Here is a 22,216-nt window from a genome sequence, read left to right as displayed (position 1 = left end):
AGTGGTATAGTGAAATGGCTTCCTTTTAGTGGTTTTTCTAGTTTTGGGCTTGTTCTTAATTCAAACTCAATCCCTAGCTCTAATAAGGAAAAATCAGCTTACTTCGGTTAACACAAAAACTTTGAAACTCGTAATGGGGCAAGAGCTTTTTAACTGAACAAACAGCTAGAGGGATAGTTAAGATTGGCATTGCTGCAACAGTGACCGTGTGCTGCAGATGTTACCGTCGAGCCGATAGGGATACTTCATATTAAATAAAAATACGGCGAGTCACTGGGTAAATAATGACAATTAATACAGCAGAACTAGCTTTGCGCATCAGTTCTTTATGTTGTAATTCGTCATTAAGAACTTGCCTGAGATTAGCATTGCTGTACCTGCGACTATCTAAAAGGATATTTTAGTCGTGCATTAAGGTGTTGCGCTGGACAGGCAAAATAGCCAAAGCATTTTATTTACTGTGTATGAAAGGGCATAATGCGGCGCTTACTATTTGTTTGAGATACAAGGAATAACCATGAAGTACTTGGTTAGCGTAGTTGCATGCTGTTTATTATCGGCCTGTTCTTTTGGGGATGCTGATGTTGAGTTTACACCTGAAAAAGGGGAAGAGCGCTCGTATCAGCTGTATAGCACCACTAACATCACTGTAGACAATGGTCAGCGTACCGAAACGGTTAACGCCACGTCACATCAATTGCTGCGTTATAAGGTCCTCGAAACAGGCAAAAACAGTCGGTTTCAAGTGCATGTCGATTATATGAACATGCGCGATGGCCAAGGGAGCGGCGTCAGTAGTAGCCAGCGGGCCGATCGTAATCCAGAAATGCACGCTATTTTCTCGCAGGGGTTTGAATTTTCTTTAAATCTAGACGATGGCAGCATTAAAGAATTCAGTGCACTGAACAAACCTGTATGGCAGGCGCTGTTGGCTGAACGCGGCGCAGAGCTTGAGCAGGAACTGAAAAAGCTCTTTAGCTCATCGGCCTTTCTTAGCACCATACCCGCCAAAGCGGGGGCGGTCGTCGCGCTTCCTGCCTATCAAGGCCACGCCAATGCCAAGCTTACTGTATTGCAAGTCACTGATACTCATGTGTTAGCCAAAGTTGAAAGTGGCGGCGAGCAAGCCAAAATATACGGTCAGTTGATGTTAGAACGTGAGCGGGGTTGGTTAGCGCAGTTAGCCTTAGTGGCGGAAGCGCCGTTTGAGCGCTACGGCTATAAGGGCACAGTGCGCAGCAACGTTATTATGTTGCCGCAGGAGCGCCAGTTGGGCGATCTGACGCAGTATTTAGGTTTTTATGATTTCCCAGTATTTGAGTATCAAAAACAACCTGACGTTGTGTTGGATAACGTCAATAAGACCTTAACCCAAGATGCTGTATTTGCCTATGATGCGGGCTACTTTTACCAGCAAGATGATTTATTAAAGCTGACTTATCAGTATGACTTTTCAGGTTTTAAACCCGAAGGCGGGTTTAGCTTAACCGATATCACAGCACACAGTGCGGATGGCACAGTACTGCCGCTGCAATTGAGCAAGGTAGGTAGTTATAGTTATTCAGAACAGGATGGTTTCCATCAGTCTGAGCAGCAGAATTTGCTTATCGGTTGGAATGCGCCGAATGACCTCTTAGCTCTGGTTGCTGAGTTTCGCGCGACTGCCCATTATCGCGGCGCGAAATTAGTCAAACTTAACCTGACCCCCGATCCCAGCAAAACTGTGGCCTTGCAATATGAAGATATACAGCTGGAACTCTCGCCAATCCCAGATAAACCATTCAGTTATTTGCTGAAATCGCGAGGCAGCACTGACAAATCTTTGTTATACCGGCGCTTTGACGGTGCCGAAGGCGCTATGGTGAAATATCTTTCACCGCCGCCCACTGGGCCGGATTGGTTAACCCCGGCAGAGCAAAATATGATGGCGTTGGCCTCAGCGGCACAATATGAATCGATCACACAGTTTACCTTTCCCGCAGCGCCGCCCACGCTGACACTCTATGTGAATACTGTGGTTGACAGTGGTGAACTGACTAAGAACATTCGTTTTATTCCGACTCAAGATTACGCGCAAAATGTCGCCTATCCGCCGGCGCAGCAACAGCTGCTTTTTAGTGATGATATGTATGCGTCCTATGTTAATCAGCCGCAAGTTACTGCACCTGAAGACCCCGCCTTACTTGAGCCGCAAGTCGTGGCCAAATACGGCGTCAGTTTGCTGTTAACTTCCGAGCAAGCAGCAGTGTGCACGCTCAGTGTTGTCGATGCACCTAAGGTCAACGAGCACACACTGCAATGGACAAACACAAGCACTAACAACACGGGTTTTGGTGGAGGGCTGGATAAGTTTGTGCTGTACCAACTGACTAGCACCGATGGGATCCGCCGCAATTTTTACGACATCAATGTCAGCAGCACTTTGGCCTGTACCGGTACGCCCAAATGGCAAGCGCTAGCGTATCAACCCGAGCAAAGCTGGTTGATTGATATCACTCAGTTGCCGAATGTTGATATCCATCAAACCGTGGCCGACTTTATGCGGCGCTATCGTTTTTTAAATGCGCAAAATTTACAGCTAGCTCCTGCTATTCAAGGTGACAGCAGTGATTTTTATCAGCGTCCGTTGCAGCAAGTATTACGTGAGGAACGCTGGTTTGTACTGGCGGGGCGCGCAGCACAGATAGAACAGCTGACGATAAGCGGTGAACCGGTCAATAAACAGTGGGTTAATACATTCCCTGCGTTACCTTAAGGAGCAGAATATGAGAGTCTTATTACTATTATCTGCGCTACTTATGTCGTTTAATCTGTCGGCTGAGCGAATTTTACTCGACGAACTATGGCGGCTTAGCGATGTGCCTGGTGAAGCCATTTATTATCAGGAGCAAGCACCAACAGAGAAAGATGGCGTGTGGCCGCTACAACTCTTTTATCTGGAGACGGATAAACCCGTTTTTAAGGGCAGCGTCAACAGTTCCAATTTAGCCGAGAGTTTTATCGTTGGTGATTTCGAGTTTTTCTATCCCGATGGTCAATTGTCTCGCAAGGGCAGTAGCGATGCACAAGGGCGTTATCAAGGCACGCATCTGCATTATTGGGAAGACGGAGCGCTCTCGGGAGAGTACCACTACCAGCATGGCCAGTTGCATGGAGATCAGAAAAGTTACCATACTAATGGTCAATTAAGGGAGCTTCAGCATCGTGTGAATGGTGCTGAATTAGGATTATCGCAAAGTTATTTTAACAATGGCCAGTTGCAAACACGCGTAACCTACGGCGCTAACGGTATGGAAGGGCTATATGAAAGCTTTCATAACAATGGTCAGCCGGAGCAAACCGTTAATATGGTGGCGGGGAAAAGAGAAGGCGAGAGACTGTATTGGACAAAAGAAGGCTGGTTATACACTAAAGAGTTTTATCTTAAGGGGAAAATACACGGCGAAGTGTTGATTTACCGAGCTGCCGATGTGCTGCAAGAGATTAAACACTATGAGCATGATAAACAGGTGGGAAACCAGCAGCGTTTTGATGAACAAGGGCGGTTAGCAGAGCTGCAAAAGTATGATAAGGATGGTCGTGAAATTCAACATATTACCTATGATAATGCCGGTAATGTTGCGACCCAAACCGACACGCAATACCTTGCTAAAGGTCAGACTAGCACTGAACAGCGCTTCGATTCTGCGGGAAAGTTAACTTATCAATATCAGCAAGATACTGCAAAAGACTGGAGCTTACGTCAACGTTTTGATGCAGCAGGTGAGCTGATTGAACGTGATGAACAACTCAAGGGGCGATACGATGGCTTGTATATCGGTGCAGGCTGGAATGGTTATATCAGGCGGATAAACTACCGCAAAGGTCAAATGCACGGTGCATATCGAGAAGACAAGGACGAGGACGGCGGCTTTGTCATCGGCCAATATCACTTAGGGTTAAAGTCCGGCAAGTGGGTCACAAAAAACGTGGATACGACGCGCAATGAGCAGTTTAACCAACAAGGTGAGCTGAGTGGTGAACAAACAGAAATCGCAGCCGATGGCACGATAATGCGCCGAGAGTTTTATAAAAACGCTAAGTTACATGGCGCGTATTTACTGCGTGGCTTTGATAAACAACTGCAAGCCCAAGGTCAGTATGTTAACGGTCAGCGCGAAGGCCAATGGCTGCTGCAAGATGAAAGCAGCTACAGCATGGTTAAGCTCTGGCATGGCAACTATAAAGCAGGACACGAAGTGGGTCACTGGCAAGCCTTTTCCGCCAATGGCCATTTATTAGGGCAGGCCCAGTATGATGATCAAGGTCAATTGCAAGGCAAAGGCTATAGTTTTAACGAAGATGGCAGCCTGCTGCAAAGTGATGAGTATCTTGATAATCAACTGCACGGGAGGTCGGTGTACTACTTTAATGGTGAACCCTCATCCGAGTATCGCTATCAAAATGGTCAGATGATCAGCGAGTAGCACTTCATCACCTAACCACACAATCAAGCAAAAACCGGCTAATTAGGTCGGTTTTTTGCTTTTTTGCATCTAGTTTGCTTGCCTTGCTTTATCGTCAGGCATACGCGCCGCTTGTCATTAGAGGGGACTTCTCAACCCCTCGTTTCGTGTTTACTAACTTGCCAGAACAAACACAATCTCAGCGTTAAACGTCAACACGCCTTTATACTTCTTTGGCTATCACAGGGGGGTGTTTTTAAACATGAACAATGCAGATGGGTGTACGAGCTGATTTTCAGCTAAAAGCATTATATTCATTCGGGATGGATAGTTTTACTTTTCAAACTCTTGAAAATAATTATTTATTGTGTAAAGTAGCGACCCTTGCTATTTTGTAACAAAATGATACAGAGTTGCTGTTTTATTTGTCCATTTATTGGATATCCCTTTGCGTATGTCGCCCGACACAGCTAGCAGCAGTCTTGTTAGCTGTTTTTTTTTGCCTAAATTTAAATATTGTTTGTTTTTTGCTCTACAAATCCATAGGTTAACACTTAGCCTTTGGATAATTGCGGCTATGCTTATTTCTATAACAAGGTTCCGTGAAAAAGGAGCGTGAGATGAAACGAGTATTAATTAATTTGACGGGAAAAGTGCAAGGTGTTGGTTGCCGTCATGCGACCTTGACTAAGGCCAGAGCCCTTGGCGTGACAGGATATGTAACCAATTGCCGCGATGGCAGTGTTGAAGTACTCGCCCAAGGCAGTGACATTGCTGTTAATGCTTTAATTGCTTGGTGCGAAGTAGGTGTGCCTTGCACTGAGGGATTAACCGTAACGGTAGGAGAAGACGAGGCTGATGATATCTACCTCGATTTCTCCATCGTTCAGTCTTAATTTAAACGTACAGTGTTAACTTAACTGCACCGTTTTAACTTAAGAATTGTGCGGGTTGTGCGTTTGTTCAGTATTGGCCAACAGTCTGTATTGATTCGGCATTCTGATTATTTTGCATTGCACTGGGTTGCGCCATCTTGCGGATTTGGATCACCATACCCATTTCGGGATGATCTAAATAATGGATTTCTTCACTCTTCACACGGCGGTTTTGCTCCAAAGGCACAGACATTAAAAATGGTGTCATGACTTTGGGCGCCGTGAGTGTTGCGCTAGTATCGGCCGCATCACTGGGTACGGCTGGCATTAATTTTCTGCCTTCTTTGCGCAAGTGCAATGCGGTTTCAATATACAAATAGTGGCTTAAATAGATATTCAGTGTGCCATCTAATTCCCATACCGGTGATATAGCAGGTGCAAGCATTGGTGTGCCATCGGCATTAATCATAGGCTCAGCTTGAGCTTGCTTAATGATTTTTCTGCCATCGAAGTGATAAGTACCTGAGAAATCTTTACCCGCAAATAAGCGTATGGGTACTGAGCCACTCTTACCACGCATAGGTTGTTGCCAAGCCATGTGCAGTAAACTGCGCGTACCACGTTCGCGGGAAATACTATTGATAATGCTCGCGAACTGACTTTGGCTGCGGGTTAACAATACTGGGTTGCCATTGGCTGTAGGATAACTGATCTGTGCGCTGCTGATTTCTGATGGGATCACCGGCGGGTAACGATATTCCACACTCGCAGGCGCAGCAGGCATAGGTTCTGACGTCGAGGTACCGTTTAAGGTTTCAGCGCAGTGGCTATTTGCATCGGCATCAAAGACCAGTGTGCAAGGCGCAGATGCGCTGGGTATCGGCGTGATTGCTTGCGCGATAGCGGGGGAGATTAAGTCTATTGCGTTATCGGTTTTCGTCTTGTTCGGCGCATCAGGCCATTGTTCACTTGACTGACTTTGGCGTTCAAACACATAGACTTCAACCTCGAACCAAGCTTCTGCTTGGACGACCTGACTGTGTGATAGTGCAATGAGTGTAGCGATAGAGACCGCGAGTTTACGTAACACTATTTATCTCCAAGACGATGTTGCGATAATTGTTCTAGCAAGAGTTTCACTAAAGCGAGCCTGTCTTTACTGGTTTCGGCTGCAAGGCTGAACTTTAACTTATTCGGTCCTTCCATTCGATAGATTTGTGGCTGGCTTTGGAGTAATCCAATAATAAACACAGGATCTATGACATGATCATCACTAAATTCGATGCTGCCACCTTTACTGTGCACTTCTATTTTAGTCGCACCTAAGCGAGTCGCCTCATGTTTATAGAGGGTCATTTCCATTAAGTTACGCGTCGGTTCAGGTAATAAGCCAAAACGGTCGATCAATTCGACTTTTAACTCATCCAGCGCCGCCTGTGTTTCGCAACCTGCGATGCGTTTATAGAGCGACAGACGAATATTTACGTCGCTCACATAGGCTTCAGGCAACAGGGCGGGGATACGCAGTTCAATTTCGCATTGCTGATTGAGCATTTGCGCCAGTGACGGTTCTTTGCCTTGTTTTAAGGCTTTTACTGCCGCTTCGAGCATTTCCATGTACAAGCTAAAACCAATTTTCGAAATATGGCCACTCTGTTCATCGCCCAAGAGTTCACCTGCGCCGCGGATCTCTAAATCTTGGGTCGCCAGCATAAAGCCCGCGCCGAGATCTTCAAGAGCATCAATGGCTTCTAAACGTTTGCGCGCATCTGGGGTCATACGTTTGGGATGCGGCGTCATCAAATAAGCGTAGGCCTGATGATGCGATCGCCCGACGCGGCCACGCAATTGGTGTAACTGCGCCAGACCAAAGGTGTCGGCGCGCTCAATAATAATGGTGTTGGCACTTGGGACGTCGATACCGGTTTCGATAATAGTGGTACAGACTAACACGTTGAATCTTTGATGGTAAAAGTCTGACATTACCCGTTCTAGATCGCGCTCACGCATTTGACCGTGGGCAACGACGACTCGCGCTTCAGGCAATAAATCGATAATGCCTTGGGCACATTTCTCAATACTTTCAACATTATTGTGCAGGTAATACACTTGGCCGCCACGGAGAATTTCCCGCAAAATGGCTTCGCGCACAGTCGCGGGATCCGATTCCCGCACAAAGGTTTTCACTGCTAAACGTTTGGCGGGCGGGGTGGCGATAATCGATAAATCGCGCATGCCCGACATGGCCATGTTTAAGGTGCGCGGAATAGGCGTTGCGGTCAGGGTTAAGATATCCACGTTGGCGCGCAGTGCTTTGATTTTCTCTTTCTGACGCACACCGAATCTGTGTTCTTCGTCGATAATCAACAGGCCTAAGTTTTCAAACTTAGCCTCAGATTGGAGTAACTTGTGGGTACCGATAACGATATCTACTTTGCCTTCTTCCAATTGCTGCAGCACTTGAGTCTGCTCTTTGGCGGTGCGAAAGCGTGACATCACTTCAGTGACCACGGGCCAGTCGGCAAATCTGTCTTTAAAGTTTTCATAGTGTTGCTGGGCAAGCAGTGTGGTCGGAACTAGCACGACCACTTGTTTACCAGCGTTGACGGCCACAAAGGCGGCGCGCATGGCGACTTCAGTTTTACCAAAGCCCACATCGCCACAGACTAATCTGTCCATTGCGGTCGGCGATTGCATATCGGCTAACACGGCGATGATGGCGCTTTCTTGATCGACGGTTTCTTCGAAGGGGAAGCCGCGGGCGAATTGAGCGTATTCTTCTTCGTCAATTGCGCAGCTTTCGCCGGGACGCGCTTGGCGACGGGCATAGACATCGAGCAGCTCGGCTGCGACGTCGCGGATTTTTTCAATCGCCTTTTTCTTGGCTTTAGCCCACGTCTCGTTGCCGAGTTTATTTAAGTGGGCGTCTTCATCGGCGCCAACACTGTAACGGCTGATGAGATGCAATGAAGACACTGGCACATACAGTTTGTCACCGCCAGCGTATTCTAATTGTAAGTATTCTGCGACCAGTCCACCCGTATCTAGGGTGACTAAGCCCCTATAAAGTGCAACGCCGTGCTCTAAATGCACTATGGGCTGGCCAACTTTGAGTTCGGCCAAGTTTTTAATCAGGGCATCATTACTGATCTGACGCTGTTTTTCACGGCGACGTTGCTGGGAAATACGATGGCCGAAGAGTTCAGTCTCACAAATGATACTGATACTTTCTTTGGCGCTGATCTGCAGCAAACAACCGCGTGACAGCGGCGACACGATAAGGCCTAACTTGGCATCACTTTGAATAAATTCATCAAAATGGTTAAACAGTGCAGGTTTTAACTGAATTTTAGCGAGTAATTCAAGCAGCGCTTCGCGGCGACCCTCGGACTCGGCGCTAAACAACATGCGTTTGGCGCTGCTGGCATAATCTTGCAGCGCTAGCAGCGGTTGCTTTAATTTATGATTGGCGCTGATGTCGGGCAGGGTACTGGCGGCAATAACAACCGCTTTCGTTGTTTCAATGCCATCTGTTGGCACTTGCATTTGATAACGTGGCAGCGGTTTAAAGGCGGCAAATAACTCTTCTATGAGTAAATACAGCTCTTTAGGCGCCAGTAATGGCCGCAGTGGATCGACGCGTCTGTCTTGATAGCGATGTTCGACTTCTTGCAGATGCGCACGCGCCGACTTTTCGATATCGCCTAAGGTGACGAGTTGAGTGTCCTTGGGCAAGTAATCGAATAGGGTGGCGGTGTCATCAAAAAATAGCGGCAGGTAGTTTTCGATCCCCGCCGGCATCAAGTTACGGCTCACTAGCTGATAAACCGATTCCGGCTCTTTGACTATGACCTCGAAACGGCGGCGGTATCTTTGCCTAAAACCTTCGATGGCCGAACTGTCGGTTGGGAATTCCTTCGCGGGCAATAGGCGAATTGAGTCGACAGGTTGCAATGAGCGTTGGGTTTCTGGATCAAAATGGCGAATGGTTTCCACTTCTTCATCGAATAGCTCGATGCGCAGTGGCATATTCATCCCCGTTGGGAAGATATCCAGAATCGAACCGCGAATGGCAAACTCGCCATGTTCATATACTTGCTCCACCGAATGGTAGCCAGTGTCGGTTAAATGCTGGCGTACATCGTGTAACTTGTAGCTATCCCCCTTTTTGAGCACAAACACGTTTGCGCTTAAATAGGCCTTAGGTGGCAGGCGTATCATCAAGGTGGTGACGGGTACGATAACGATATTTTGCTCAATCTGAGACAGCTGCGATAGCGTTTCGAGTCGCTGGGAGATTAAATCCTGATGGGGCGAAAAACTGTCGTAGGGCAAGGTTTCGCGGTCAGGGAATAATCTGACCTTAATGCCTGTTTTACTGAGCAAATAACTCAGCTCTAACTCTAAGCTTAAGGCACTTGGCGTGTCACTGGTGACGACTAAGGTCGTTCCCTTATGTTGACGCGCTAAATTGGCGAGTGTAACGGCTTGGCAAACGCCGCCCACGGTGGACAGAGTCTGAATTTGAGTGCCATTTTTGACGGCTGGCGGCGTTAGGGCTGATATGTGAGTCATTGGCGTGCGATAAACTGATTCATTCACAAAGAGTTGCAGACATTGTAGAGACTTGATGGCGTAGGTGCCAGAGAAAAGTCAGCGGCTATTGATGCTCGTCTCTGGCGAGTTTGCGTAACTTGAGTTGTTTCTGTTGTACATTGAGGCTGGCTTTGACTAATTGCTCCACGTCAGATTCAAGAATTTGACTGAATTCAAAGTCGGTTTGCCATTGTAGATGTTCAGGTTGAGTATGTTGCTCTGTACTGTCATTACGACTCATATCGCCTTCGGCTTGTGCTATTTTTTGTGCTTGAGTGGCGATGACTTTGCCAAAACAGAGAATGGCAACTAATTCGTCGTGAATAAACAGAGTGATTTTATAGTGGGAGCCAATATCTAAGGCTGTTGGAGTGAGTAATCTCAGGCCACTGCCACCAAATTGGTTACCAAAGCATTTTTCGCCCTCTTGGGTTTCTTTTTCTAATACATGTTGCAGCACTAGATCTACTTTGCGGGATTGCAGCTTTAAAAAATCCACGACAACTTTTGCCTCGTTATCTAAATGGCGCAGCTGTAGCAAGCAGTTAGCTTCGAGTGTTTTGACTTCGCTGAGCAGTTGAATGCCTAATGATTGCATTGATCGCAGTGCCATTTCTGAGGGTAATGGCTGGGAACTCGGCCATTGGCTTAGGTAGGCGGTAAAGTGGTGAGGCACACTAAAATACGGATTGGTGTCAGTGAACAAGGCTTGCCTCTTTATTTATAGGACCAATACCCCTATTATCGTGCCCATCTTCATGATTTAGCAAGTTCAGCACACAGGACGCAACCCTCTCTCAATGAATCCAGGATTCCCTTTCTATATTGGTTACCGTTATTGGCGGGCCAAAAAAGCGAACGCGTTCGCGTCGTTCATTACCTTATTTGCCGTTTCGGGCATTTTTTTAGGCGTTGCAGCCTTGATCGTTGTCAGCTCAGTGATGAATGGCCTTGAAGGCCAACTTAAGCAACGTATCTTAGGTGCAGTGCCACAATTAACCCTTTATAGCGAAGCGCCATTAGTCGATTGGACAAAGCAGGCGAGTGCGCTTAAAGCCTTACCGGGAGTGTTAGGCGTTACACCGAGCGTATCGACGGAGGCCATGGTGCAATCTGCGTCGAATATTCGCGCTGTGCAGGTTTATGGGGTGTTTCCCGAATTAGCACAAAAGTTATCCTCCGTTGCGCAGCACACTTACTCAGGTGCATTTGAACAGTTGACGAGTGGCGACTTCAAGGTGATTTTAGGATCTGAGCTCGCACGGCAACTCAAAGTCGCTCCCGGTGATACGGTACGATTATTGAGTGGCGATGGTGTGGTGTACTCCCCATTAGGCCCAGTGCCGAGTCAACGTAAGTTCTTGGTATCTGGCATTTTTGAAATGGGCTCTCAGGTTGATGCAGGCGTTGCATATATCCATTATCAAGATGCAAAGCGTCTAATGCGTCAACCGAGTGAGGCTATTGATCAGCTTAGACTCTATTTAACCGATCCCTTTAGTGCGCCCGCTTTAGCGTCTAAAGTGCAGGATGTTCTCGCTAAACAAGATATTAAGGTAACAACTAGCGATTGGCGTGATACCTATGGTCACTTGTTTGGTGCGGTAAAAATGGAAAAGAACATGATGTCACTGATGCTGAGCCTGATTGTGGCCGTGGCCGCATTCAATATTGTTTCGGCGCTAGTGATGATGGTGGTCGATAAAACCACGGATGTGGCAGTGCTAAAAACCCAAGGCGTAACCACGCCCGCCGTGATGGGCATTTTTGTGGTGCAGGGTTCGCTCAATGCTGTACTTGGTTTAGTGCTTGGGCTCGCGGTAGGTATACTTATCACTTTGAATCTGAATGGCATTATGACGACCTTAGGCATTTCGATTTTAGGTGCGGGACAGAGTTTACCAGTAAAACTGGAGTTGATGCAGTTGTCAGTGATCGTGATAGGCACGCTATTGGTCACCTTGTTGGCGACCTTATATCCCGCGCTGCGTGCGGCCAGAGTGCAACCTGCAACTGCGTTGAGATACGAGTAAACTCGTGAGCTTTTACGAATAGTCGTCACCCATGGGTATTCATCCGTGAGTGATGGTTTGCTAAGATGAAAATAATTTAATGCATTGATTTAATGAAATAAATTGATGCCAAAGCATGTTTAAGAGAGAACTTCAATGCAAGACGTGTTACTGCAAGTGCAGAGTGTCAGTAAGAGTTACCATGATGGCGCCGTGACCACGCAAGTGTTGTCTAATGTCGATTTGCAGGTGTTTAAGGGCGAACAGTTGGCGATTGTCGGCAGCTCAGGCTCAGGTAAGAGTACGCTGCTGCATATTATGGGGACTTTGGATGAGCCAACCGCGGGCAAAGTCTTGTTGCTAGGCGAAGATTTATACCAAGTGTCTAGTGCGCGTCAAGCGCAGATCCGCAATCAAGATCTCGGCTTTATCTATCAATTCCATCATTTATTGCCTGAATTCACTGCGCTAGAAAACGTCGCTATGCCGGCATTTATTCAAGGTAAAGATCGTAAACAAGCGCTCGGCGATGCCAAAGTCTTATTGGAGCGGGTAGGGCTAGGCCATCGCATGACCCACATTCCCGCCGAACTATCGGGCGGCGAACGTCAGCGTGTCGCTATCGCAAGGGCGTTGATTAATAAACCTAAGTTAGTGCTGGCCGATGAACCTACGGGTAATTTAGATGCTAACAGTGGCGATGCGGTTTATGAGTTGATCCGCGAGCTGGCCGATCAGTTAGGTACGGCGTTTGTGGTGGTGACCCATGATCATAAATTGGCTGCCCGTATGGACCGCCAACTGATGATGAAAAACGGTTACTTGCAATTAGCGGCGGAAACCCAAGTATGAAAGGACCGTTAGCCCTATCCATTGGTTGGCGTTTTTATCGCGCCCGCCAATCCAACAGTTTTATTAGTTTTATTTCCTTTGCATCGACTGCCGGTATCGCTTTAGGTGTGGCGGTATTGATCATAGTTCTGTCTGCAATGAATGGTTTTGAGCGAGAGCTAGAGCAAAGATTACTGGGTGTAGTGCCACAGGCGGACATTGTCGGGGTGGACGAACCTATCGTCAATTGGCAGAGTGTTGCGCAAGGTGCGCTACAAATTGAAGGTATTCGTGGTGTAGCCCCCTTTATCCGCATGCAAGGTTTAGTGCAGAAGCCAGGTGGTTTTCAAGGCTTAGCCGTGGTGGGTATTGATCCGAAAGAAGAAACGAAGGTTTCAACTTTGTCACAGTTTATGAGTGATGCAAGCTGGCAGAGTCTGAGCCAAGATGAGAATCATATCGTCCTTGGCGAGAGTTTATTGACTAAGTTGGGGCTTGAGGTGGGTGATACGCTGGCCTTATATGTACAGGATATCGATCCAGACGCGGCAGGCAGTTTACGTGCGGCGAAGAGCCATCGTTTTGTGGTGTCAGGCACCTATCATCTGGGCGGTGAGCTTGAACTGACAACCGCTTATATTCCATTGCAATACGCGGCGCAGATCTTGAACATGAATAACGGTGTAACGGGTGTGCGTATTAGCGTCGATAAAGTGTTTGATGCACCAGTAAAAGTGCGCGAACTCGGTTATGCGCAAAAGCAGTCTGTGTATATCAGTGACTGGACCCGTACCCAAGGGCATTTATATCAAGATATTCAGTTAGTTCGCACTGTGATGTATTTAGTTTTAGTGTTGGTGATTGGTGTGGCCTGCTTTAACATTGTCTCCACCTTAGTCATGGCGGTGCGGGATAAAGCGTCCGAAATTGCGATTTTGATGACCATGGGCTTGAGTCGTTTGGCTGTGATGGGGATTTTCATGGTGCAGGGCGCGTTAAACGGTCTGCTTGGCTGTGGTCTTGGCGGCATTATCGGCGTGAGTGTGGCGCTGAATTTAAGTGCGATTGCGAGCTCAGTTGAGCAGTTACTCGGTATTCAACTGCTCTCGGCCGATGTTTACTTTGTCGATTTTTTACCGTCTGAGTTACATGTTTCGGATGCAGTACTGGTGATTGTGATGGCGTTTGTGATGAGTTTAATCGCGACTTTGTATCCCGCTTGGAAGGCGAGCCAAATTGCACCAGCACAAGCGTTAGCGGGTAGATAACTGGATAAATAGCTGTTCGTCCTGTTAGCCGATTTGGGCTGAAATCAGTGCAGATGTTTTCAGGACACTCCTTTCTTCCCAATGACTATTGCTTAATTACTATACTATTTCTAAATACGATATTGTGGTGACTGAGGACTTGATGACTCGAATACTTAAGGCTTTAGAATGAAAACCACATAAACAAAAAAGCCAGTGGGTGCTCTTAAAGAGATTACCACTGGCCTTTTTTGTATCTGTTTTATGCGTTTATTTAAAGCTAAGTGTTAATCTTGATTAACGCTTTAAGCCTTCGTTCAATAATGGACGCATGATCTTCACTAATTCTGTGGTCACCTTAGGCGAGCCAGCAACGATGTTGCCCGAAACCAAATAGTTATGGTTGCCAGTAAAATCAGTCACAGTACCGCCCGCTTCGCGGCAAATCAGATCGCCAGCAGCGATATCCCATGGCTTTAAGCCGATTTCGAAGAAACCGTCCAAACGACCCGCGGCAACATAGGCTAAATCTAATGCGGCAGAACCTGCGCGACGTAAGTCAGCACATTGGCCGAAGACTTCGCCGAAAATAGCCATGTAAGTTTCAGTGTGTTGACGCGCCTTGAATGGGAAGCCAGTACCAATCATAGTAGGCGCTAATTCATTCACGTTGGTAACACGCAGACGGAAATCATTGAGTTTGGCGCCTTTACCACGGACGGCGGTAAAGAGTTCTTCACGGACAGGATCGTAAACAACGGCAACTTCAGTCTTGCCTTTGTATTGCAGAGCGATAGAAACCGCGAAGTGGGGAATGCCTCTAACAAAGTTGTTAGTGCCATCCAGAGGGTCGACTATCCAAACATAGTCTTTATTCTCACCGCGGTTTTCGCCTTTCTCTTCACCCACGATAGTGTGATCAGGATAAGATTTACGAATTTGGTAAGTAATTGTCGCTTCTGCTTCCTTGTCTACACTGGTAACAAAATCGTTGATACCTTTTGAACTGACTTCGATACGGTCAAGTTCAGTATAGGCGCGCATAATAGTTTGGCCGGCCGCGCGGGCAGCGCGTACAGCAATCGTCAGCATCGGATGCATTGCAATCCCCTGGATGTTAAAGAACGTTAAAATAGCGGGCGGTATTATACTCGATTTGATAGTTATATCAAATACCGATTTTCATATAAGCATTCGGCAATGGCTGTGATAATATTCGTCCCCAACGTTTTATGAATTAAATTAAGTTGTTTCATGCTAAGTAATATTCGAGTGGTTTTAGTGGGGACTTCGCACCCCGGCAATATTGGTTCTACTGCCAGAGCGATGAAGACTATGGGTCTGTCTACTCTGTATCTTGCAGAACCCCGGGTTGAGCCCGATGGTCATTCCATAGCATTAGCCGCGGGTGCATCGGATATTCTGAAACATCTTGTGAAAGTGGATTCACTTGCTGAAGCGATTGCCGATTGCAGTCTAGTGATTGCAACCAGCGCGCGCAGTCGCACCTTAGATTGGCCCATGTTAGAGCCAAGACAAGCTGGGGTGAAATTAGCGACCGAGGCACTTAAAGGCCCTGTTGCGATTGTGTTTGGCCGTGAAAACCATGGTTTAAGCAATGAAGAGCTGCAACAGTGCACTTATCATGTGGCTATCCCTGCAAATCCAGAGTACAGCTCGCTTAATCTGGCGCAAGCCGTACAAATCATTTGTTATGAAACCCGCGTTGCCCATCTCGCGCAAAAAGATGTTGCCGAAGAAGAGCTGACTGAGTATCCCTTGGCTGCCGATCAGGAACGTTTTTTTGCACACCTTGAAACGACACTGTTATCCACTGGATTTATCATCAAGAACCATCCTGGACAAGTGATGATGAAACTTCGCCGCTTGTTTAGTCGTGCACGGATTGAGAGTCAGGAAATGAATATCCTCAGGGGCATTTTGACGTCAATTGAGAAAGTGGCGGGTTCTAAAGAAAAATAGCCAAACCTTAATAATTAACACTAATCGCGAAGGATAAACAATGGGCGTGATAGCTAGGCTAAAAGAAGATATTGAATCTATATATCACCGTGATCCTGCGGCGCGTAGCGCGTTTGAGATCTTGGTTAACTATCCAGGCATGCATGCCATTTGGTTGCATCGGATAAGCCATAAGCTATGGAAGCGCGATTGGCGCTTAACGGCACGTTGTTTATCGACGTTTTCCCGTTGGTTGACAGGGGTTGAAATCCATCCTGGGGCAACCATAGGTCATCGATTTTTTATCGACCACGGTATGGGCGTTGTGATAGGTGAAACGGCTGAGATTGGTGATGATTGCACCCTTTATCACGGTGTCACGCTTGGTGGAACCACCTGGCAGGCGGGGAAACGTCACCCTACGTTAGCCAATAACGTGGTGGTGGGCGCAGGGGCAAAAATCCTCGGTCCTATTACCATGCACGATGGTGCGCGTGTGGGTTCTAATTCTGTTGTGGTGAAAGATGTGCCCAAAGATACCACGGTTGTGGGGATTCCTGGGCGCGTAGTGGCTACACCGTCACCGCAATCGAAAGAGAAAACTGAACGCCGCAGCGCGATGGCAAAAAAATATGGCTTCGATGCGTACGCGGTATCACCGGATAATCCCGATCCGGTGGCCAATGCAATAGGGCAGATGCTCGATCACATGCATTTGATGGACTCGAAAGTTCAAGAGTTGTGTCAAGCCATTCAAGGGCTGGGTGGCAATGTCTGCACTGAAAAACTGCCAGAGCTTGATATGGGCGAGTTCAATGATGCAGAAAAAGCGGCAGCGGAAAAACGCCATAGTGCATTAGATGAGTTTGATCCGAGTATCTAAGTTTCAAGAAATGGTTCAACGAAATGATTTAACTTAGCGGTCTAACTTGCTTAAAGGCTGACCCTTACAAGGGTCTCGTTTAGCGTTTTACTTTAGCTTATCCTGTTGTAAAGGCGCATATTGCGATCAAACCTAAGTTTGATCGCGCCATAGTACCGAGATCACTTTTATCCTGCGTTTATATCGTGCTAGATGTCGATTAATTGGCGCTTTAGCATTGAATCTTAGGCTAGAAAAAGGTTAAATACCCCACCAAGATGAAAGGGTATTGGTTATGTGCACACTCATATACTTGAGTGTTTTAGTAGGTTTTAATACTTGACTGAATTACTCGGGTATGTTGAAATAATGCATACCTGTTCGGGAGCTATGGTAGTTATGAAACTTACATCAAAAGGTCGTTATGCAGTAACCGCTATGCTAGATGTGGCAATCCACTCAGCATCGGGACCAGTTCCCTTAGCGGATATCTCTGAAAGACAAGGGATTTCGCTTTCCTATCTGGAACAACTCTTCGCTAAGCTAAGAAAACACGGTTTAGTTGCCAGTGTACGTGGACCGGGCGGTGGTTATCGCTTAGGCCTAGAAGCCAATGATATTTCAGTCGGCATGGTTGTCCATGCTGTAGACGAGTCTGTCGATGCGACTCGTTGCCAAGGACTTGGCAATTGTCAGAGTGGAACTCGCTGCTTAACCCATTCACTTTGGGGCGATTTAAGCAAACAAATTTCCGATTTTTTAGATGGTATCAGTCTTGCCGGCTTGATGCAGAAGCGAGATGTGCAATTTATCTCACTTAAGCAAGACACTATGCAAAAGGAACAAAGAGTCAGTTTATAGCGGCACTTTGTTATATATAAAAATAATTTTTGTACGTTGTATGTAGCCTCTACCAGAGACTGCTCAGTACGGAGTGTGTTATGAAGCTTCCTATCTATTTAGATTATGCCGCCACCACGCCTGTTGATCCTAGAGTCGCGGAAAAGATGTTCCAATGCATGACAATGGACGGCATCTTTGGTAATCCGGCCTCACGTTCACACCGCTACGGCTGGCAAGCCGAAGAAGCGGTGGATATTGCTCGCAACCAAGTTGCCGAGTTAATTAACGCCGATCACCGCGAAATTGTGTTTACCTCTGGCGCGACGGAATCGAACAACTTAGCGATAAAAGGTGTTGCTCATTTCTATCACAAGAAAGGCAAGCACATCATCACCAGTAAGACTGAACATAAAGCGGTTCTCGATACTTGTCGCCAATTAGAGCGTGAAGGTTTCGAAGTGACTTATTTAGAGCCTGCGGCAAACGGCATCATTCCGATGGAACGTTTAGAAGCGGCAATGCGTGACGACACTATCCTTGTCAGCATCATGCACGTGAACAACGAAATCGGTGTGATCCACGATATCGATGCAATCGGTGAGCTATGCCGTTCAAAGGGCATTATTTTCCACATGGATGCGGCACAAAGTGCAGGCAAAGTGCCTATCGATGTGCAAGCCACTAAAGTGGATTTGATCTCGATTTCTGGTCACAAAATGTATGGTCCTAAAGGTATCGGCGCCTTATATGTTCGCCGTAAGCCTCGCATTCGCTTAGAAGCGCAAATGCACGGTGGCGGTCATGAGCGTGGTATGCGCAGCGGTACGTTACCAACGCATCAAATCGTAGGTTTAGGTGAAGCTGCTGCAATCGCAAAAGCGGAAATGGCCTCTGATGACGCGCGTATCGGTGCATTACGTGACAAATTATGGAATGGCATCAAGCACATTGAAGAAACCTATATCAATGGTGATGCGATTGACCGTGTTAGCGGTAGCCTCAACGTCAGCTTCAACTATGTTGAAGGCGAGTCGTTAATGATGGCACTGAAAGATTTAGCGGTTTCATCGGGTTCGGCTTGTACCTCAGCCAGCCTAGAGCCTAGTTACGTATTACGTGCACTTGGCTTAAATGATGAAATGGCACATAGCTCGATTCGTTTCTCAATCGGCCGTTTCACAACCGAAGAAGAAATCGATCACGCTATCGAAGTAATTACTCAATCTATTGATAAATTAAGAGAAATGTCTCCTTTGTGGGAAATGTTTAAAGATGGGATCGACCTGAACCAAGTTCAGTGGGCACATCATTAATTCTGACCTTTACAATAGATAATTTTGGAGCAGTACCATGGCTTACAGTGAAAAAGTGATAGATCATTATGAGAATCCACGTAACGTTGGTTCTTTTGATAAAAACGATCCTTCGGTCGTGACCGGTATGGTAGGCGCGCCTGCTTGCGGTGACGTGATGAAACTTCAGTTGAAAATTGGTGCTGATGGCATCATTCAAGACGCTAAGTTCAAAACCTACGGTTGTGGTAGCGCGATTGCGTCTAGCTCACTGGTAACTGAGTGGGTTAAAGGCAAGACTATCGAACAAGCTGCGGCGATCAAAAACACGGATATCGCTGAAGAATTGGCATTGCCACCAGTGAAGATCCACTGTTCAATTTTGGCTGAAGATGCCATTAAAGCTGCTATCGACGAGTACAAATCGAAACAAGCTAAGTAACATCTGGAGTTAAGATGGCGATTACAATGACCCCAGCGGCAGCCGATCGTGTCAGATCTTTCTTAGTCAACCGAGGCAAAGGTGTAGGCCTGCGTCTCGGCTTAAGAACATCAGGCTGTTCTGGTATGGCTTATGTACTTGAGTTCGTTGATTCTTTAAATGATGATGATGAAGTGTTTGATATCGAAGATGTGAAAATCATCATAGATGCCAAGAGCCTTATCTATCTTCAAGGGATCGAGCTGGATTTTGTTAAAGAAGGGCTGAATGAAGGCTTCCAATTTAATAATCCTAACGCAAAAGGTGAGTGTGGTTGTGGTGAGAGTTTCACTGTTTAACCGCTAAAGTTGACGCATGAATTATTTCGAGCTGTTTAAATTTTCCCCTGCCTTCGATATTGATACCGCCTTACTTGCAGAACGCTATCGCGAACTGCAACGGGCGGTTCATCCCGATAAATTTGCCAATGATACTGATCAGCAAAAATTGCTGTCGGTGCAGCGCACGGCGCAAGTCAATGATGGTTTTCAAACCTTAAAAGATCCCATTCGCCGCGCCGAGCATATGTTATCGCTGCGTGGTATTGAATTAAGCCATGAAACCACGACAGTGAAAGATACTGGCTTCTTGATGCAGCAAATGGAATGGCGCGAGGCGTTAGAAGATATACGCGATAGTGCCGATCCTCAAGCGAGTATTGACGAGCTATATCAATCTTTTGCGCAGTACCGCGCGCAACTCACTCAGCAATTGACTCAACTGTTAACCAGTGAGCAGGCTGAAGATGCATTGTTAGCGGCAGATCAAGTTCGCAAACTCAAATTTATGGCAAAATTACACGACGAGTTGACCAGAGTCGAAGACGCTCTGTTAGATTGATTTTCCGTGTTTATGTTACTTTGCTGACTCAAGTACGCTTGAGTTGGCATTACTAAGTTGGATATATATGGCCCTTTTGCAGATAGCTGAGCCCGGTCAAAGTGCCGCGCCGCACCAACATAGACTTGCCGTTGGCATCGATTTAGGTACGACCAATTCTTTGGTGGCGGCCGTTCGAAGTGGAGAGACGGCAACCCTGCCGGACGAACTTGGACAGCATTCATTACCTTCTATCGTGCGTTATACCCAAGATTCAGTCGAAGTCGGCGCACTTGCGGCGTTGAGTTCGGCGCAGGATCCGCAAAACACGATCGTTTCGGTAAAGCGTTTTATGGGCCGCAGCCTAGCGGATATTCAAGCTGGCGAGCAATCATTACCCTACGAGTTTGCCGAAAGCGAAAACGGTTTACCTTTATTTGTGACTCCCCAAGGCCAAGTGAATCCCGTGCAAGTATCTGCGGAGATTTTACGTCCGCTGATCGCCCGCGCTGAAAAAACCTTAGGCGGCGAACTGCAAGGCGTGGTGATCACTGTGCCTGCGTATTTCGATGATGCCCAGCGCCAAGGCACAAAAGATGCCGCAGCTTTGCTGGGTGTTAAAGTGCTACGTTTGTTGAATGAACCGACTGCTGCTGCGATTGCCTATGGTTTAGATTCTAAGCAAGAGGGCGTGATTGCCATCTATGATTTAGGCGGCGGTACTTTCGATATTTCTATTTTGCGCTTGAATCGCGGTGTATTCGAAGTGTTAGCCACTGGTGGTGATTCAGCGCTTGGCGGCGATGATTTCGATCATTTACTGCAAGCACATATGCAACAAGTGTGGCAGCTTAGCGACATCGACTCACAATTAAGTCGTCAGTTGTTGATTGAATCGCGTCGAGTCAAAGAAGCCTTAACGGATGCAGCAGAAACTGAAGCAAAAGTGATCCTTGCCGATGGTACTGAACTGACGCAAATCGTTACTAAAGCTGAATTTGATGCCATGATTGCGGCATTGGTGAAAAAGACGATTGCCAGCTGTCGCCGTACCCTGCGTGATGCGGGCGTGACGACGGATGAAGTGCTTGAAACTGTGATGGTTGGCGGTTCAACGCGCGTGCCATTAGTGCGTGAACAGGTCGAAGCTTTCTTCGGTAAACCACCCCTGACGTCTATCGATCCCGATCGTGTTGTCGCCATTGGCGCGGCCATTCAAGCCGACATTTTAGTGGGTAACAAACCCGAATCGGATTTGTTATTGCTCGATGTGATCCCTTTGTCATTAGGCATAGAGACCATGGGCGGCTTAGTGGAAAAAGTGGTATCGCGTAATACCACGATTCCGGTTGCACGGGCGCAGGAATTTACCACCTTTAAAGATGGTCAAACGGCCATGGCATTCCATGTGGTGCAGGGCGAGCGTGAGCTCGTTGCCGATTGCCGCTCACTGGCGCGTTTTACCTTAAAAGGTATTCCGCCGTTAGCCGCTGGTGCTGCGCATATTCGTGTGACCTTTCAAGTGGATGCCGATGGTTTACTTAGCGTGACCGCGATGGAGAAATCCACCGGCGTGCAGTCTAGTATTCAAGTTAAGCCGTCTTTTGGTTTATCGGATACTGAAATTGCCACTATGCTGAAAGATTCGATGAAGTATGCCAAAGACGATATAGGTCGTCGTATGCTGGCCGAGCAGCAAGTGGAGGCGGCGAGGGTACTCGAGTCTTTACATGCCGCGTTAGCGAAGGATGGCGATTTGCTGAATGCCGATGAGCGTGCTCAGATCGATGCTACTATGGCCAATGTGGCGCAAGTTGCCGCGGGCGATGATGCCGATGCGATTAAGCTCGCGATTGAAAAACTGGATGAGCAAACCCAAGATTTTGCTGCCAGACGTATGGACAATTCTATTCGAGTGGCATTCAAAGGCCAGTCGATCGACAACATATAG

18 protein-coding genes are annotated in these 22,216 nt (G+C 47.1%); 14 read left to right on the top strand and 4 right to left on the bottom strand.

The genetic code is table 11. The annotated features are described in order from the left end of the window. Positions 1 to 517 precede the first annotated feature (517 nt). The 3 genes from GWI56_RS04855 to GWI56_RS04845 all read left to right on the top strand — a co-directional run bounded on the left by GWI56_RS04855 (position 518) and on the right by GWI56_RS04845 (position 5,341). The gene (locus GWI56_RS04855) at positions 518 to 2,755 is read left to right on the top strand and encodes a hypothetical protein (protein WP_198572283.1); all 2,238 of its coding nucleotides are present in this window, start codon (positions 518 to 520) and stop codon (positions 2,753 to 2,755) included. A gap of 10 nt (positions 2,756 to 2,765) precedes the next feature. Beyond that, entirely contained in the window at positions 2,766 to 4,466 is a 1,701-nt protein-coding gene (locus GWI56_RS04850) for a hypothetical protein (RefSeq protein WP_198572282.1), read from the top strand. Positions 4,467 to 5,065: 599 nt separating this feature from the next. Further along, positions 5,066 to 5,341, top strand: coding sequence for an acylphosphatase (locus GWI56_RS04845; RefSeq protein ID WP_028759808.1), 276 nt, complete (start codon positions 5,066 to 5,068; stop codon positions 5,339 to 5,341). 67 nt (positions 5,342 to 5,408) lie between these two features. Here GWI56_RS04845 and GWI56_RS04840 read toward each other — a convergent pair whose 3' ends face one another. The 3 genes from GWI56_RS04840 to GWI56_RS04830 all read right to left on the bottom strand — a co-directional run bounded on the left by GWI56_RS04840 (position 5,409) and on the right by GWI56_RS04830 (position 10,622). Continuing rightward, positions 5,409 to 6,410, bottom strand: a complete 1,002-nt coding sequence (locus GWI56_RS04840) for a peptidoglycan binding protein CsiV (protein WP_198572281.1) — start codon at positions 6,408 to 6,410, stop codon at positions 5,409 to 5,411. Continuing rightward, entirely contained in the window at positions 6,410 to 9,895 is a 3,486-nt protein-coding gene (mfd, locus tag GWI56_RS04835) for a transcription-repair coupling factor (RefSeq protein WP_113940590.1), read from the bottom strand. The genes GWI56_RS04840 and mfd overlap by 1 nt, the downstream gene beginning before the upstream one ends. 85 nt (positions 9,896 to 9,980) lie before the next feature. Then, the gene (locus tag GWI56_RS04830) at positions 9,981 to 10,622 is read right to left on the bottom strand and encodes a hypothetical protein (RefSeq protein ID WP_198572280.1); all 642 of its coding nucleotides are present in this window, start codon (positions 10,620 to 10,622) and stop codon (positions 9,981 to 9,983) included. Between the two features lie 94 nt (positions 10,623 to 10,716). Between GWI56_RS04830 and GWI56_RS04825 the strand changes: the two genes are divergently transcribed. The 3 genes from GWI56_RS04825 to lolE all read left to right on the top strand — a co-directional run bounded on the left by GWI56_RS04825 (position 10,717) and on the right by lolE (position 14,027). Then, the gene (locus GWI56_RS04825; protein WP_198572279.1) at positions 10,717 to 11,949 is read left to right on the top strand and encodes a lipoprotein-releasing ABC transporter permease subunit; all 1,233 of its coding nucleotides are present in this window, start codon (positions 10,717 to 10,719) and stop codon (positions 11,947 to 11,949) included. 135 nt (positions 11,950 to 12,084) lie between these two features. Next, positions 12,085 to 12,780 (top strand): lipoprotein-releasing ABC transporter ATP-binding protein LolD, encoded by a 696-nt coding sequence (gene lolD / locus GWI56_RS04820; protein WP_198572278.1) that lies wholly within the window; start codon positions 12,085 to 12,087, stop codon positions 12,778 to 12,780. Further along, complete coding sequence (gene lolE / locus GWI56_RS04815) at positions 12,777 to 14,027, top strand: lipoprotein-releasing ABC transporter permease subunit LolE (protein WP_198572277.1); 1,251 nt, start codon at positions 12,777 to 12,779, stop codon at positions 14,025 to 14,027. Before lolD ends, lolE begins: the two co-directional genes overlap by 4 nt. Before the next feature lie 276 nt (positions 14,028 to 14,303). On the opposite strand, the gene suhB is transcribed toward lolE, so the two are convergent. After that, positions 14,304 to 15,107: an inositol-1-monophosphatase gene (gene suhB, locus GWI56_RS04810; RefSeq protein WP_028759815.1), complete on the bottom strand. Its 804-nt coding sequence runs from the start codon at positions 15,105 to 15,107 to the stop codon at positions 14,304 to 14,306. A 153-nt stretch (positions 15,108 to 15,260) separates the two neighbouring features. Between suhB and trmJ the strand changes: the two genes are divergently transcribed. From trmJ to hscA, 8 genes are all read left to right on the top strand, one after another. Then, positions 15,261 to 15,989, top strand: coding sequence for a tRNA (cytosine(32)/uridine(32)-2'-O)-methyltransferase TrmJ (gene trmJ / locus GWI56_RS04805; RefSeq protein WP_028759816.1), 729 nt, complete (start codon positions 15,261 to 15,263; stop codon positions 15,987 to 15,989). 40 nt (positions 15,990 to 16,029) lie between these two features. Next, complete coding sequence (gene cysE, locus GWI56_RS04800) at positions 16,030 to 16,851, top strand: serine O-acetyltransferase (RefSeq protein ID WP_028759817.1); 822 nt, start codon at positions 16,030 to 16,032, stop codon at positions 16,849 to 16,851. A 378-nt stretch (positions 16,852 to 17,229) separates the two neighbouring features. Further along, positions 17,230 to 17,691: a Fe-S cluster assembly transcriptional regulator IscR gene (gene iscR / locus GWI56_RS04795; RefSeq protein WP_006081858.1), complete on the top strand. Its 462-nt coding sequence runs from the start codon at positions 17,230 to 17,232 to the stop codon at positions 17,689 to 17,691. 80 nt (positions 17,692 to 17,771) lie between these two features. Continuing rightward, a complete protein-coding gene (locus tag GWI56_RS04790) occupies positions 17,772 to 18,986 on the top strand; it encodes an IscS subfamily cysteine desulfurase (RefSeq protein ID WP_028759818.1) in 1,215 nt (404 codons plus the stop codon). A gap of 37 nt (positions 18,987 to 19,023) precedes the next feature. Then, positions 19,024 to 19,407 (top strand): Fe-S cluster assembly scaffold IscU, encoded by a 384-nt coding sequence (iscU, locus tag GWI56_RS04785; protein WP_006081856.1) that lies wholly within the window; start codon positions 19,024 to 19,026, stop codon positions 19,405 to 19,407. A gap of 14 nt (positions 19,408 to 19,421) precedes the next feature. Further along, entirely contained in the window at positions 19,422 to 19,745 is a 324-nt protein-coding gene (iscA, locus tag GWI56_RS04780) for an iron-sulfur cluster assembly protein IscA (protein WP_006081855.1), read from the top strand. 16 nt (positions 19,746 to 19,761) lie between these two features. Then, complete coding sequence (hscB, locus tag GWI56_RS04775) at positions 19,762 to 20,286, top strand: co-chaperone HscB (protein WP_113940596.1); 525 nt, start codon at positions 19,762 to 19,764, stop codon at positions 20,284 to 20,286. A 67-nt stretch (positions 20,287 to 20,353) separates the two neighbouring features. Next, the gene (hscA, locus tag GWI56_RS04770; RefSeq protein WP_198572276.1) at positions 20,354 to 22,216 is read left to right on the top strand and encodes a Fe-S protein assembly chaperone HscA; all 1,863 of its coding nucleotides are present in this window, start codon (positions 20,354 to 20,356) and stop codon (positions 22,214 to 22,216) included.

This window comes from Shewanella sp. DW31, from assembly GCF_015767295.1.
Classification (GTDB): Bacteria; Pseudomonadota; Gammaproteobacteria; order Enterobacterales; family Shewanellaceae; genus Shewanella; species Shewanella oncorhynchi.
This window is presented reverse-complemented; position numbering and strand designations above follow the sequence as displayed.

What these genes read in the sequence shown, in the direction of transcription:
- hscB (WP_113940596.1), top strand. Translation starts at nt 19,762, where the DNA reads ATGAATTATTTCGAGCTGTTTAAATTTTCCCCTGCCTTCGATATTGAT.
- iscA (WP_006081855.1), top strand. Translation starts at nt 19,422, where the DNA reads ATGGCGATTACAATGACCCCAGCGGCAGCCGATCGTGTCAGATCTTTC.
- iscR (WP_006081858.1), top strand. Translation starts at nt 17,230, where the DNA reads ATGAAACTTACATCAAAAGGTCGTTATGCAGTAACCGCTATGCTAGAT.
- GWI56_RS04845 (WP_028759808.1), top strand. Translation starts at nt 5,066, where the DNA reads ATGAAACGAGTATTAATTAATTTGACGGGAAAAGTGCAAGGTGTTGGT.
- mfd (WP_113940590.1), bottom strand. Translation starts at nt 9,895, where the DNA reads ATGACTCACATATCAGCCCTAACGCCGCCAGCCGTCAAAAATGGCACT.
- trmJ (WP_028759816.1), top strand. Translation starts at nt 15,261, where the DNA reads ATGCTAAGTAATATTCGAGTGGTTTTAGTGGGGACTTCGCACCCCGGC.
- hscA (WP_198572276.1), top strand. Translation starts at nt 20,354, where the DNA reads ATGGCCCTTTTGCAGATAGCTGAGCCCGGTCAAAGTGCCGCGCCGCAC.
- suhB (WP_028759815.1), bottom strand. Translation starts at nt 15,107, where the DNA reads ATGCATCCGATGCTGACGATTGCTGTACGCGCTGCCCGCGCGGCCGGC.
- lolE (WP_198572277.1), top strand. Translation starts at nt 12,777, where the DNA reads ATGAAAGGACCGTTAGCCCTATCCATTGGTTGGCGTTTTTATCGCGCC.
- GWI56_RS04855 (WP_198572283.1), top strand. Translation starts at nt 518, where the DNA reads ATGAAGTACTTGGTTAGCGTAGTTGCATGCTGTTTATTATCGGCCTGT.
- GWI56_RS04850 (WP_198572282.1), top strand. Translation starts at nt 2,766, where the DNA reads ATGAGAGTCTTATTACTATTATCTGCGCTACTTATGTCGTTTAATCTG.
- GWI56_RS04825 (WP_198572279.1), top strand. Translation starts at nt 10,717, where the DNA reads ATGAATCCAGGATTCCCTTTCTATATTGGTTACCGTTATTGGCGGGCC.
- GWI56_RS04790 (WP_028759818.1), top strand. Translation starts at nt 17,772, where the DNA reads ATGAAGCTTCCTATCTATTTAGATTATGCCGCCACCACGCCTGTTGAT.
- iscU (WP_006081856.1), top strand. Translation starts at nt 19,024, where the DNA reads ATGGCTTACAGTGAAAAAGTGATAGATCATTATGAGAATCCACGTAAC.
- cysE (WP_028759817.1), top strand. Translation starts at nt 16,030, where the DNA reads ATGGGCGTGATAGCTAGGCTAAAAGAAGATATTGAATCTATATATCAC.
- lolD (WP_198572278.1), top strand. Translation starts at nt 12,085, where the DNA reads ATGCAAGACGTGTTACTGCAAGTGCAGAGTGTCAGTAAGAGTTACCAT.